The sequence below is a fragment of the Bacteroides sp. AF32-8BH genome (genome assembly GCF_003435205.1).
Taxonomy (GTDB): domain Bacteria; phylum Bacteroidota; class Bacteroidia; order Bacteroidales; family Bacteroidaceae; genus Bacteroides; species Bacteroides ovatus.
On the sequence record NZ_QVLZ01000023.1, the window covers coordinates 35,655 to 50,058 of the forward strand.

Consider the following 14,404-nt stretch of genomic DNA (forward strand, 5'->3'; position numbering starts at 1 on the left):
ACTTTTCTTTTTATATCCCATTTTCCTACAAATAAAAACTAAACCATATCTTGTTGAAAACTAATGCATTATCACACAAAAAAAATATTGGAAATAAAAAAACTTCAGAAAAAAACGTTTTTTCCCTCACCCGCTTCTTAATCTCGTGTGTCCACTAAATACAAAGAGATTAAGAACCTATTTATAACTTTAAACAAACTAAGTATGAAGAACAGAGTATTGCTTATATTGTTATTGAGCTTTGCTGTAAGTCTTGCGGCGTCGGCTCAGAAAATAACAATGAATCTTCAACAAGTCAAGTTGGAGAAAGTCTTTTCGCTCATTACTAAACAGACAGGACTTACGGTAGCATATAGCCGTACGATTGTCAATCCCGAACGGATTGTTTCTGTCCAGGCAAAAGACAAAGACCTTTCTAAAGTATTGGATGATTTATTCGCAGGTACAAATGTAGCTTATGAAATTGGAGAGAAGAAAATATATTTGAAAGCAAAAGAAGCTCCCGTTACATCACAAGGGAGCCAAAAAACAAAGAAAATAACGGGAACCGTGACGGATACCAAAGGCGAACCGATAATTGGTGCCAGTGTATTGGTGAAAGGAGCGGGGACAGGTACTGTGACAGACGTTGATGGTAACTTTACATTGGATGCTCCGACAGATGCTCTTCTGGCAGTCAGCTATATTGGTTATAAAACACAGGAAGTAAAGGTGGGGAATAAGAACTCATATTCTATCCAATTGCAGGACGATACGGAAGTACTGGATGAAGTCGTAGTAGTTGGTTACGGCGTGCAGAAGAAATCAAGCCTGACAGGTGCCGTTGCTTCCATCTCTTCCCAAGAAATCAGCAAACAGGTATCATCTAATGTTGCTTCAAGCTTACAGGGGCGTACACCGGGTGTAGACATCGTGCAGCAAGCTGGTGTTGCTGGGGCAGATGTAAACATCGTGATTCGCGGTGCCGCTTCTTTTGGCGCTACCGAACCTCTGTATGTCATTGATGGAGCATTCAGTAATGCCGGATTAAGCTCATTGAATCCCAATGATATTGAATCTATCGAAGTACTGAAAGACGGTGCGGCAGCCGCTATCTACGGTTCACGTGCCGCCAATGGGGTCGTTTTGATTACTACCAAGAAAGGAAAGTCCGGTAAGCCCGTCATTCAGATAGACGGTTCGTTCGCTTTCCAGAAAACGACTAATATTCCGGAGTTCCTCAATGCATCGGAATGGAGAGAGTTTGCCAATATGGTGGCAGATAACAGTGGCTTGCCTCATGCACCGGAGAATGACAATCCCACCAATCCGAACCTGAATACCGACTGGTCAAAAGAATGGATACAGTTTGCTCCGGTATGGAATCTGAATGCCAGTATCGCAGGGGGTGGGGACAACTCTACTTTCAGCACAAGCCTTGGTTATCTTGACCAAACCGGTATGACGATTTATTCGGATTATAAACGTTATAACTTCCGCCTGAATACCTCTTATAAAAAAGGACGTTTCTCATTTTCCGAAACTCTCGGACTGACGCATAAGGATAAAACTCCTACAACAGCTTTCAACATAGCTTTACCAACGTTACCTATTTATGATGAACAAGGACGGTTTACCTCTGGTGGCCCTGATTATTACATCAACCCCGAAGATGGCAAGGCGCAGAATAAGATAGCCCCGTTACATTATACAGACCAGTTTAATAAAGTGACGGATTTAATCGGCTCTTTAAATGCCCAACTGGATATTTGGGGCGGCTTAAAATACAAATTATCGTTAAGTGGAAATTATAGCAATAAGCATAATTACACCCATACCCCCGAGTACTATACAAAGTGGAACTCGGATGGAACTCCCGATAAAGATTATGGCAACACACGTAACAGTGTATCGGAAACAAGAGGTGAAGAGTTCACTTATACGATTGATAACTTGCTGACTTACAACAAAACATTCAACCGTCACTCAATAGACGCTTTATTAGGAACAAGCTGGATGAGAGAATACTATCGTTACATGACCAACTCTACCATTAACGATTTGGGAGGAACGGATATTACCGGATTCCAAAATGAAGATGGTAAGATTTCGGCAGGCGACAGTAATGCAGCATTGCTCTCTTTCTTCGCCCGTGTGAACTACGATTATGATAATAAATATCTGCTGTCCTTGAGTATCCGCCGGGATGAATCTTCCAAATTCCATAAAGACAATAGAGTAGGTTACTTCCCCTCTGTCTCCGCCGGATGGAATGTGCACCAGGAAAAATGGTTCCAAAATCCTGTAATGAGCAAATTGAAGATCAGAGCTAGCTACGGTGAGTTGGGTGCCAACTTCCTCAATCCTTATAATTTTGACGCGATAGCTTATGGACCTATTCCTTACACAGTAGGCGGTGAACGTTATGTGACAGGACGCGCAGCCTATCTGAAATCGAAAGACTTGAAATGGGAAACTGCCAAAACCACAGATATTGGTATTGAACTGGGCTTCTTCAACAACGACTTGACCTTGTCATTAGACTATTTCGTGAAAAAGAACGTAGATTTGTTGGCACAGATAGACTTGAACCTGTCTTCCGGGCAAATCTTTGAAATCAACAGTTCACGTGAAAAACCCTACGTTAATACAGCTTCCGTAAAAAACACAGGATGGGAGTTTATGATGAATTACAGGAAACAATTGACGAAAGACTTCCATATAGATGCAACATTCAATATCGCAACGTTGAAGAATAAAGTACTATCATTGGGAGAAAACGTGCAGCCGATTACTTCCGGCGCAATGTCCAGCTACTTTAATGATGCAGCTTCCATTACCATGCCGGGAGAAGCTATCGGTTCATTCTATGGCTATAAGATTGACGGTTTTGATGCGGAAGGAAATTTCATCTTCGCGGATACGGACAAGAATGGAGTAGTCAATGCAAATGATAAAGTTATTCTGGGTAGCCCTATCCCTGACTTCACATACGGTTTGAACATCAACATGGAATACAAAGACTTTGATTTGACTGTCTTCTTTCAGGGAGTGCAGGGAAATGATATATTCAATCAGAAAAAGTACACCTATTATTTTGATTATTCCAATAATGTAGTCAAAGAGGCTATGAATGGATGGACGAAAACAAATAGGAATACAGGAATCCCTATTATGAAAACCCAAAACACTAGTGGCGGAAACTCCTTGCCGAGTGAATTTTATATTGAAGACGGTTCCTATTTACGTCTGAAAAACCTTCAGTTAGGCTATTCACTGCCTAAAAAGTGGTTGGAAGCAATCCGGTTCAATAAACTGCGTGTTTATGCAGGCGTACAAAATCTGTTTACGTTGACCCAATACTCCGGTTATGACCCGGAAGTTAGTTCAAATGTATTGTTCTCACGTGGCATTGACATCAGTTCATATCCTAATGCCCGGACATTCACTTTTGGTTTTAACGCTTCATTCTGATAACTAAAAATATGATTAATATGAAAAACTATAAGAAAGTATATGCCGCATTTATCTTGGCGGGCGGCTTGATATTACATGGATGCAACGGTATCTTTGATGACCTGGCAATTAATCCGAACCAGCCGAGTATGGGAGCTTATTTCACCAGTCCGTCCGCTGTTAATGACGCAGTGATGACCATGTACGGATATATGTCTACGCAACGCTGCCTGGGAGCTTCCGGCTCTAAAACAACGATAATCCGCTCCGACGAGGCATCGTCCAATTCGGATTATGGCAAACCGGGCATGTTTGGTGCCGACTTAAATGCCAGTTATTACACTATCGAGCAACCTTATACATTGATGTACACCACTGCTTCTCAAGCATCCTACATTATTGAAACCGCCCCGTCTGTTGATTTCAGCGGTAATGAGGAACTGCGGAACGCATACATAGGGGAAGCTTATTTCTGGAGGGCATTTGCGCATTATTACCTATTGATTAATTTCCGGAATATATCTCCCATCAGACAGATGCCACGCAATGGCGATGACTATGTCCGTCCTTTGGAAAAACCTGCTGCCGTATGGAATTTTATTCAAGAAGACCTGGCACATGCGAAAGAACTGTTGCCCGTGAAGGGATATTGGGACAGCAAGAATGCCGGTCGTGTGACAAAAGCTTCCGCAGCCGCCTTATTGGGAAAAGCTTACCTCTACCGTAGTGGAATCGAACAATATTATGGTGAAGACAAGACTACATTTTACAGTGAAGCTGCCAAAGAATTTGGTGATGTTATAGACGGAAAGTACGGAACTTATGACCTGACTAAAAATTATGCTGATAATTTTGATGTCGCTCATGAAAATAATGAAGAATCAATCCTTGAGTTTCAATTCTTAGGCGATGTCGATAATGCAGGATTCAATCCGGGGCTTGCCACTTCCGGTTTGGCGTTCGATTCACGTGGACTGATGTTGCCGGGGGCGGGAGTAGGTTATGAAGGCGTAGTACATAACTGGCTTTATAACGCATTTGTGAATTCGGTAGACAAGGACGGTTATACGGATATCCGGATGTTCTCCACAATGATATTCAATGATTTGGATGCGAGCATTCATTTGAGAAATGATGCAGGCGGCAATCCTGTACGTCTGGAAGGTCCCGGCGGTTATAAATGGGAAGAACTTTATCCTGCAAAGAATGGAAAAGAAGGATTTGCTACCGTGTCCAATCCTTTGGCACATTCATTCAAAGCAGGTATAAGAAAAGGGATTGATTGTTCCATGCCTACACAAACGGAAGCAGACGGGACTCCTAAACTGGTCGGTGTAGGTGCAGGCGTTAAGGAGTATGTATATAATCAGCCCCGTGCCCATGGAGTGAATTGGCGCTATATCCGCTATGCCGATGTGTTGATGATGTATGCGGAAGCTATCGTTAGCGGTGGCACGCAAGCATCAAACATGACTCCCTTGCAGGCGGTAAATAAAGTACGCGGACGTGTCAACATGAGTGAACTCCCTTCGGTAACCATGACTGATATTCAGAATGAAAGAATCCTGGAATTTGCTTTGGAAGGGCATCGTTTCTATGATTTGCTCCGTTGGGGCAAGCTAGCCAGCCGTTTTACAGAGTTGCAGGAATCCGATCCTAACTTCAAGAAGTTCATATCGGCAGATGACTTTAAAGGATTCGTCACCAATAAGCACGAATGGTTGCCGATTCCTATCAATGAAGTGAATTCTAACCCTTATATCACAGAAAATAATCCGGGATATTAACTAAGAAAGAATTAGCATGATAAATTTGAAAAATATTGCGGTACTACTGTTCAGTTTGGTAGTACCGGGGCTCGCTATTGCCCAAACAGAAGTACTTTACAATGGCATACACCTGCCTGAACAATGGCCACCCCGCTATGCGGAACCACAAAAAGCACAAGATATGCCGATACCCTATCTTGAACAAAAGCCGGGAGTAATTCCTGTAAATGTAGGACGGCAACTATTTGTTGATTCTTTTCTGATTGCAGAAACTAATTTGAATAGAGTGATTCATACTCCCCGGTTCTACGAAAGGAATCCGGTACTCGGACCTGATAAGGAATGGGAAAAGACAACCGAAGGCGGACTCTACGCTGCACCCTTCAGTGATGGGATCTGGTATGACGAAAAAGACGGGAAGTTCAAAATGTGGTACTTGGCAGGTGCAGGTGTTCTTCACAAAGGAGACAATCAGACCTTTTATACCGGATATGCCGAATCGGAAGACGGCAAGTACTGGACAAAACCTGTACTGGATATTTGGAACCAAACCAATATTGTAGATACCTGCAATCGTGACGCAGCTACTATTTGGCTGGACAAACAGGAGAAAGACCCGTCCAAACGGTACAAGATGTTCAATGTCGAACGCCGCCCCACCGACCGCAGATGGCAATTTATTTTGAAATACTCATCGGACGGGATTCATTGGGGAGAGGGAGTCGCCCAGTCCGGTGATTTATACGACCGTTCATCCGCATTCTACAATCCGTTCCGTGATGTGTGGGCATTGAGTATGCGTTACGGGACAACAGTTTCTTCCCGCTCACGCAGTTATTTGGAAAATAAAGACCCGGAAATGGCAGTAAGTTTCGCACATCGTATCCGAAAAGGAGTACCTGATAAGAATATGGTCTACTGGTTTACTCCGAGCGATAAAGAGCCGCGTCATCCGGAGTTTCCGGAAGTAGAACCGGGTATTTACAATTTTGATGCCATTGCTTATGAAAGCATTATGTTAGGATTGTACAGTGTATGGCAGGGACCGGAAAATGGAGTTTGTGCCAAACTAGGTATTCAGAAAAAGAATGAAATCTTTCTAGGGTATAGCCGTGACGGCTTCCATTTCTATCGTCCTTCTTTCAAGCCTTTCATGGCAGTGAATGAGACGGAAGGAGCATGGAACTGGGGAAATATGCAGTCTATCAATGGAGTGCCTTTGATAGTAGGAGATTCACTTTATTTCTATTCTAGCGGACGCCAAAGGAACAAGATTATGTGGGATAGCTATACATCTACCGGACTGGCTACTTTGCGCAGAGATGGTTTTGTCTCCATGCATGGAGATAAGGACGGCTATCTGCTGACGGAGAAGGTTCGTTTTGACGGCAAACATCTTTTTATCAATGCAGATGTAAAAGGTAGCTTGGCTGTAGAAATTCTGGATGAAAATGGAAAGCCATTAGAAGGATTCACACGGAAAGACTGTGTACCGATGAAGAAAACAGATAAAACAAAATTGTTGGTTACATGGAAGAAACACCAGAATATAGCATCACTTATCGGGAAGGCTGTCCGTTTGAAGTTCTACCTGGATAACGCTGATATATATGCATTTTGGATTTCTCCGTGGCAAACGGGCGAAAGCCGTGGATATACAAGCGGCGGCGGACCGGGACTGTCAACCTGTGGCATAGATGTTCCTGCAAACAAATAAAAGATAAATGACTATGAAACGTTTATTTTATACATTACTATTTTTCCTGCCTTGTATGCTGATAGCTTGCGGTGGCAGTGATGATACTCCGGATGGAGATAATAATCCCCCGGTAGTGGCTCCCCCTTGCGAAGAGCCGGTAGATTCACGGCTATTGTACAATGGTATTCGTCTGCCCGAACAGTGGCCGCCGGTACGTTCATCTTCGTCTGAACTGGAAAAAGGAATGTCACCTTTTTATCTGTCGGATAAACCTTCTGTTATTAATATCTCGGTAGGACGCCAGTTATTTGTAGACAATTTCCTGATAGAATCCACTAATCTGAAACGTACGTTCTATTATCCTGAATATTATTCAGGCAATCCGATACTGACACCAGAACAGGATTGGGAGAAAACTGGAACAAAAGGTGCGGCATTCGCCGCTCCTTTCAGCGACGGGGTATGGTATGACGAAAAGGAAGGAAAATACAAAATGTGGTACATGGCAGGTGGTGGCTCCTATGCAACTAGCGGAGCAGGAGTGACTTGTTATGCGGAATCAACGGACGGTATTCACTGGACAAAACCCACTCTTTCCGTTGTAGCCGGAACAAATATCGTTGACTATAACTCAGAACGTGACGCGTCTGTTATTTGGCTGGATAAACAGGAAAGTAATGCTTCGAAAAGATACAAGATGTTTTTAGTTGCCCGTGAATCCGGGAAATGGAGATACCATTACAAGACTTCCCCGGACGGCAAAGTCTGGCGTGCCGCAGTTCAATCGGAACCGATTGCCGACCGTTCAACAGTATATAAAAATCCTTTCAGAAACGTTTGGGTATATAGTATGCGGCATAATGTTCGGGTGGATGCGAATAAGCTGGTACGTGCGAGGGATTATAATGAAAACACCGATCCGGAAGCCGGAACAAAGAAAGCGGAAGCATTATTGAGTGCATTCTGGTTTGGTCCGTGGGCTAATGAGCAACACCATACAGACTATCCGAATATAGCGCCTGCGATATATAATCAGGATGCCACGCCTTATGAAAGCATTATGCTGGGATTCTTCTCCGTTTGGCAAGGGCCGGAAAATGATGTTTGTGCTTCGGACAACGTAATCAAGAGAAATCAAGTTATGGTAGGATATAGCCGTGACGGTTACAGTTGGTTCCGTGAGGATATGAATCCTTTCCATGCCGTAAATACGACCACCTCGGACGCATGGAATCAAGGTAACCTGCAATCCGTAGCCGGAGCACCGTTAATAGTAGGTGACAAACTCTATTTCTATCTGAGCGGTCGTCGTTTGAGAGGCATTCAAGAGATTACCACTACCGGGCTTGCCATGCTTCGTCGCGATGGATTTGCATCTATGAAAGGAACAGGAGAGTTGCAAACTTCCTTACTGAAATTTGACGGTTCGTACTTCTTTGTCAATGCCAATGTCACGGGAGAAATGAAAGTGGAACTTTTAGATCCCAATAATAAAGTAATCGAAGGATTCTCAAAAGATGAGTGCAAAGCCTTTAAAGGGGATAATGTAAAAGCGAAGATAGAATGGACAGGCAACGCTTCATTAGCCTCTTTGAAGAACAAACAACTGAAAGTGAAATTCTATATTGATAACGGTGAAATATTTGCTTTTTGGATTTCTCCTTCTGCGAATGGAGAGAGTATGGGATACACCGCTGGCGGAGGTCCCGGGTTGAATATTTCCGGAATAGATAAAACCAATTAAAAAATGAATACTATGAACAGATTAGCTTATTTATTATCATTGATTTGTATTCTTGCATTTTCTTCTTGCGAAGAGGATAAGGTATATTATCACACTGCGGCAAAGGCAGACTTTACCATTGGTGAGAATATGTACGAACTGGGACAGACCGCTGTTTTTAAAGATGCTTCCATACCCGATGAAGGAAGCCGGATAGTAGCATGGTTATGGGAGTTTGGCGATACAAAAAAATCCGTCTCGACGGAACAGAATCCAACTTTCGTTTATCAATCGGACGGTACATTTACCATTAAACTGACGGTGACTGATGATAACGGCTTGAGCGCCACAGCTAAGAAGGACCTTACCATCTTAGACCCGGCTAAAGCAATCAATGTAATGTGGCAGAAAGAAATGGGCGGACCTATTGAAAGTACAGTCTCACCCGCATTGTCGGCTGACGGTAAAACGGTTTATATGATTACCGACCAGACTTCCACAGGAGCATTTGACGTGAAACTTTATGCTTATGATACAGAAAACGGAACACAGAAATGGGCATTTGACGTAACTGCCAATATGAATGAACTGAATCCGGGCGGAGGGGCAAGTATGGTATATGCAAGTCCGGCAGTAGGACCGAATGGAGATGTGTATATTGTGGTTCGTGATTTGAAGCCAGCTACTGCTGAACACCCCCGTGCTTTGTTTTTATTTGCTGTAGGAAGTAATGGTAGCAGAAAATGGGCATACAAAGCTGCCGATTCTAATTTGTATGCTGTCACTCCGGCTATTGATGCATCCGGTAATATTTACTTCGGACATAGAGGAAAGGAACTAATCGTATTAAGTCCTGCCGGTGATATAGTCAAAGAAATAGCTTTAGATGTAGAAGTGTTGTCCGGTATGTCTCTGTCCAAAGACGGAACTGTCTATTTCGGCTCTTCCAAGAATACGGGATATTTCGGTTATGATTTTGCTACCGGTACTCAAAAGTTTGTCTATCAGAAAGATTTGGGTGGTACAGCATTGAAAGGAAACTCGTACACAGTAGGAACGGACGGAACTATTTATACCGTAGCCGAACTGACATCAGGTGGCGCCATCATAGCTCTGAATCCTGACGGAACGGAAAAATGGGTGTACAAGACACCGGGAGCCATTGTTAACGGTGGTGTTGTGATTGGTACGGATGGAACGCTTTATGCCAACGGTGGAAATACTGTTGCCGGTGAAGCTTCGGCAGGTGTTTTCGCTTTGAATTCGGACGGTTCTTTAAAATGGCATTATGCTACAACGGAGGACGTTAGCAACTGCGTGCCAATCATCGATAACAGAGGATATATCCACATCATTTCGGACAAAGCCATCTATTATATTGTGAAACAAGACGGTAGTTTGCTTGCATCCGCCGAATTAGGAGTTAAATGTACCTCCAGTCCGGTAATGGATTCAAGAGGATATTTATATATCGGCATAGAAGCTGTCGCAGGTGCATCTGATATGGTATGTATCTCATCTGGAGCTACTTCCTATGCAGCTTCTGCATGGCCGATGAAAGGCCAGAATCCGCAACGGACAGGTTTGCAAAAGTAAGTAGTTTAAAATGTAGACGATTATGAAGAAATATTCTTTATTGGCAGTTTTCTTATTATTAATGTGCAATGTTTCGGTATGCGGGCAAACAGGACGTATCCTTTTTGTGGATACAACATTCATTGAGAAAACAAATCTGCAACGAATACATCATTCCCCCGTCTATTATTCAGGCAATCCTGTATTGAAGGCTGATAAAAAATGGGAATTGAATATAAATGGTGACCCTTATGCCGCCCCTTTTAGCGGTGGCGTATGGTATGATGAGGAAGAGCAAAAATTCAAGATGTGGTATTCTGCCGGTGGCGGGAAGTTATTAGGGCTCGTCACTTGCTATGCAGAGTCGTTCGACGGGAAAGTCTGGATAAAACCGGAGCTGGACGTTGTTCCGGGAACCAATATCGTAGATACATTAGAGCATGATTGCGTTTCCGTGTTGCTTGATAAATTTGAGAAAGACCGGACGAAGCGTTATAAAATGTTTGTTGTAGAATTTAATAATCGCTTCACAGTCAGCATGAAACTCAAATATTCTTCTGACGGAATCCATTGGAGTGAGCCGAAAGCTCTTTCGGGAGAATTGTACGACCGTTGTGCGGCTTATTACGACCCGTTTCGCAAGAAATATGTCCTGTCATTGAAAACCATAAATGGAGTGTATAGGCGTTCACGCAATTATTTGGAACATGAAGATCCGGAAATGCTGGTTAGCCTGGCACATAGGATATATGACAACAAGAGTGATAAGTTTATCCGTTATTGGTTTAATGCCGATGACGACGATCCGCGTCATCCTCAATTTCCCGAACTGCGTCCACAGATATACAATCATGAAGCAATGCCGTATGAGGGCTGTATATTAGGCTACTTCACCGTTTGGCAGGGACCGGAGAACAATGTTTGTGACAGTCTGAACATTCAAAAAAGGAATGAAGTCCTGATAGGTTGGAGCAAAGACGGTTTTCATTGGAACCGGGAAAACAAGAAACCATTTCTTCCTGTCAGTGAGGACTTTCATGCATGGAATGCAGGCAATGTACAGTCTACTGCGGGTAGCCCTCTGATAGTCGGAGACTCTCTTTATTTTTATGTCAGTGGACGCTATAACAGCAAGCCGAAACATGATTCCAATTTTGCCACAGGACTTGCGATGCTTCGTCGTGATGGTTTTGTTTCGATGCGGGCAGGAAGAAAAGAAGGATATGTAGAAATAAAAACTAAGATTCCGGCAAATGGAAACTATTTGTTTGTAAATGCAGATGTGAAGGGAACTTTAGCGGTAGAAGTGTTGGATGATAACGGTCAGCCAATGGAAGGATTTACAAAGAAAGACTGCATATCAATGAAAAAATCGGATAAAACGAAACAGATGATTTCATGGGAAAAACATCCAGGCGTAACATCACTGGTGGGGAAAACAGTCCGGTTGAAGTTTTATCTGAATCAGGCGGATATCTATGCATTTTGGATTTCGGCATGGCAAACAGGCGAAAGTGGTGGATATACCGGCGGTGGAGGACCGGGACTATCAGACAAGGGTATAGATACCCCCATAGATAAATTGAAAAATAACTAAATATATTAAACTTAAAAAAAGAAACTGTATTATGGAAAAGATTATAGGATTAATCAATGCTCCTTTTACTCCGTTTTATGAAAATGGAGAAGTAAATTATGAACCAATCGAAGCCTATGCAAAGCTACTTGTAAAAAATGGCTTGAAAGGTGTTTTCATCAACGGTTCTTCTGGAGAAGGGTATATGTTGACTGATGAAGAACGAATGAAGTTGGCAGAACGTTGGATGGAAGTTGCACCGGATGGCTTTAAGGTTATTGTACACGTGGGGAGTTGCTGCGTAAAGTCAAGCCGGATGCTGGCGGAACATGCGCAGAAAATCGGAGCTTGGGGAATTGGTGCAATGGCACCTCCTTTCCCGAAAATAGGACGAATAGAAGAATTGGTAAAGTACTGCGAAGAAATCGCTGCCGGAGCACCGAAGCTGCCCTTCTATTATTATCACATTCCTGCATTCAATGGAGCATTCTTATCGATGCTTGCTTTCCTGAAAGCTGTTGAAAACCGTATTCCCAATTTTACGGGAATCAAATATACCTTCGAAAGCCTGTATGAATACAATCAATGTCGTTTGTATAAAGACGGCAAGTTCGATATGCTTCACGGGCAGGATGAAACCATTCTTCCTTGTCTCGCAATGGGAGGGGCGCAAGGCGGAATCGGCGGAACGACCAACTATAACGGTATAAACCTGGTAGGTATCATTGATGCCTGGAAAGCCGGTGAATTGGAGCAAGCCCGTGAATTGCAAAACTTCTCTCAGGAAGTGATTAACGTAATCTGCCATTTCCGTGGGAATATTGTTGGTGGCAAACGTATCATGAAGCTTATCGGACTTGATTTGGGCGGCAACCGTACTCCTTTCCAAAACATGACCGCTGACGAAGAAAAACAAATGAAAGCGGAACTGGAAGAAATCCGTTTCTTCGAACGTTGCAATAAATTCTAACAGGAGGACGTATGAAGAATATTACTGACTATATACAACAATGGGCTAATACCTATAAGGATGATATGCAGAATAATATCATGCCCTTTTGGATAAAGTATGGACTGGATAGAGTGAATGGTGGTATATATACTTGTGTAGATCGCGACGGTGCATTAATGGATAGTACAAAATCCGTTTGGTTTCAGGGGCGTTTTGCATTTACTTGTTCCTATGCCTATAATCATATAGAAAAGAATCCGGCATGGTTGCAAGCCGCAAAAAGCACACTAGACTTTATAGAGAAGTATTGCTTTGATTCGGACGGGCGTATGTACTTTGAGATGACAGCAGACGGTCACCCTTTACGTAAGCGCCGTTATATTTTCTCCGAGTCATTTGCAGCCATAGCGATGTCCGAATATTCGATAGCGTCGGGGGATAAGACGTATGCGGTGAAGGCACTCGAACTGTTCAAACGTATGCAATATTTCCTGCAAACTCCCGGACTGCTTGCTCCCAAATATACAGATACGCTCCCCATGAAAGGACATTCCATCACCATGATATTGATAAACGTAGCTTCCCGAATCAGGGAAGCTATTCAAGACGAATGTCTGACACGGCAGATTGACGAGTCCATTAGCTGTCTGGAAAAAGATTTCCTACATCCGGAGTTCAAGGCATTATTGGAAACCGTAGGACCGAACGGAGAATTTATAGACTCCAATATGGGGCGTACCATCAATCCGGGGCATTGTATCGAAACAGCTTGGTTTTTGCTGGAAGAATCCAAGCTCCGGGGAAGGGATCAAAACATAAAAGAACTGGGGCTGAAGATTCTGGACTGGTCATGGGAGTGGGGCTGGGATAAAGAATTCGGCGGTATTATCAATTTCAAAGATTGCAGGAATCTTCCTTCGCAGGACTATGCGCAGGATATGAAATTCTGGTGGCCGCAAACAGAAGCAATTATCGCTACCCTGTATGCCTATCTGATGACGAAAGAAGAGAAATACCTGAAGATGCATCAACAAATCAGCGAGTGGACATATACACATTTCCCGGACAAAGAATACGGAGAGTGGTATGGCTATCTCCATCGGGATGGAACAGTCGCCCAGCCGGCAAAAGGAAATTTATTTAAAGGACCTTTTCATATCCCTCGCATGATGACAAAAGGATATATGCTTTGTGAGGAAATAATGTCTGAAATAAAAAAAGAAATAAGATGATTGTATCCAATTTACAAAATAGCCAACGGGTGGAGAAACTTCACCCGTTGTTCAAACAGCTTTTCGATTATGTGAAATCGCACGATCTGTTGCACGAGGAACTGGGAACTATCAGACTGGATGGTGATAATCTGATTGTCAATAATATCTATCCCGAATGTATTCCTGAAGGAAAGCGTTTATTAGAACTGCATCACGATTATATTGATGTGCACATATTGCTTGAAGGCAAAGAAACCATTGGCTGGAAAGCCTTGGAAGAATTAAAAGTGGAAAGACAAGCTTATGATAAAAAGAGTGATTGTGCCCTATATGGTGACGTTCCTACTACTTTCATCAATCTCTTGCCCGGACAATTCGTCATTGTATATCCGGAGGACCCCCATGCTCCGGCTATCGGTAAAGGCTGGATACGCAAACTGATAGCTAAAGTAAAAGTCTAA

Annotated in this window: 9 protein-coding genes; all 9 read left to right on the top strand. The window is 43.0% G+C overall.

From position 1 onward, the window contains the following. Positions 1-204: 204 nt before the first annotated feature. Genes DWZ47_RS16845 through DWZ47_RS16885 form a run of 9 tightly spaced genes read left to right on the top strand, consistent with a single transcriptional unit; the run spans position 205 to position 14,404 of the window. Positions 205-3,453, top strand: coding sequence for a TonB-dependent receptor (locus DWZ47_RS16845; RefSeq protein WP_117513876.1), 3,249 nt, complete (start codon positions 205-207; stop codon positions 3,451-3,453). Positions 3,454-3,473: 20 nt separating this feature from the next. Beyond that, entirely contained in the window at positions 3,474-5,222 is a 1,749-nt protein-coding gene (locus DWZ47_RS16850) for a RagB/SusD family nutrient uptake outer membrane protein (protein WP_117513925.1), read from the top strand. 16 nt (positions 5,223-5,238) lie between these two features. After that, positions 5,239-6,921 (top strand): hypothetical protein, encoded by a 1,683-nt coding sequence (locus DWZ47_RS16855; RefSeq protein ID WP_004296065.1) that lies wholly within the window; start codon positions 5,239-5,241, stop codon positions 6,919-6,921. A gap of 13 nt (positions 6,922-6,934) precedes the next feature. Next, positions 6,935-8,647, top strand: a complete 1,713-nt coding sequence (locus DWZ47_RS16860; protein WP_117513927.1) for a hypothetical protein — start codon at positions 6,935-6,937, stop codon at positions 8,645-8,647. A 3-nt stretch (positions 8,648-8,650) separates the two neighbouring features. Next, complete coding sequence (locus DWZ47_RS16865) at positions 8,651-10,222, top strand: PQQ-binding-like beta-propeller repeat protein (RefSeq protein ID WP_374938669.1); 1,572 nt, start codon at positions 8,651-8,653, stop codon at positions 10,220-10,222. A 22-nt stretch (positions 10,223-10,244) separates the two neighbouring features. After that, positions 10,245-11,798 carry a hypothetical protein gene (locus DWZ47_RS16870; protein WP_117513878.1) on the top strand — a complete coding sequence of 518 codons (1,554 nt, stop codon included), beginning with the start codon at positions 10,245-10,247 and terminating at the stop codon, positions 11,796-11,798. Between the two features lie 31 nt (positions 11,799-11,829). Further along, positions 11,830-12,747: a dihydrodipicolinate synthase family protein gene (locus DWZ47_RS16875; RefSeq protein WP_009039611.1), complete on the top strand. Its 918-nt coding sequence runs from the start codon at positions 11,830-11,832 to the stop codon at positions 12,745-12,747. A gap of 11 nt (positions 12,748-12,758) precedes the next feature. Further along, complete coding sequence (locus DWZ47_RS16880; protein ID WP_117513880.1) at positions 12,759-13,961, top strand: AGE family epimerase/isomerase; 1,203 nt, start codon at positions 12,759-12,761, stop codon at positions 13,959-13,961. Then, on the top strand, positions 13,958-14,404 hold the full coding sequence (locus DWZ47_RS16885; protein ID WP_004296059.1) for a YhcH/YjgK/YiaL family protein: 447 nt from the start codon (positions 13,958-13,960) through the stop codon (positions 14,402-14,404). The genes DWZ47_RS16880 and DWZ47_RS16885 overlap by 4 nt, the downstream gene beginning before the upstream one ends.

Bases quoted from the DNA above. Each gene is read 5' to 3' on its own strand.
- DWZ47_RS16845 (WP_117513876.1), top strand. From the start codon at position 205: ATGAAGAACAGAGTATTGCTTATATTGTTATTGAGCTTTGCTGTAAGT.
- DWZ47_RS16850 (WP_117513925.1), top strand. From the start codon at position 3,474: ATGAAAAACTATAAGAAAGTATATGCCGCATTTATCTTGGCGGGCGGC.
- DWZ47_RS16855 (WP_004296065.1), top strand. From the start codon at position 5,239: ATGATAAATTTGAAAAATATTGCGGTACTACTGTTCAGTTTGGTAGTA.
- DWZ47_RS16860 (WP_117513927.1), top strand. From the start codon at position 6,935: ATGAAACGTTTATTTTATACATTACTATTTTTCCTGCCTTGTATGCTG.
- DWZ47_RS16865 (WP_374938669.1), top strand. From the start codon at position 8,651: ATGAATACTATGAACAGATTAGCTTATTTATTATCATTGATTTGTATT.
- DWZ47_RS16870 (WP_117513878.1), top strand. From the start codon at position 10,245: ATGAAGAAATATTCTTTATTGGCAGTTTTCTTATTATTAATGTGCAAT.
- DWZ47_RS16875 (WP_009039611.1), top strand. From the start codon at position 11,830: ATGGAAAAGATTATAGGATTAATCAATGCTCCTTTTACTCCGTTTTAT.
- DWZ47_RS16880 (WP_117513880.1), top strand. From the start codon at position 12,759: ATGAAGAATATTACTGACTATATACAACAATGGGCTAATACCTATAAG.
- DWZ47_RS16885 (WP_004296059.1), top strand. From the start codon at position 13,958: ATGATTGTATCCAATTTACAAAATAGCCAACGGGTGGAGAAACTTCAC.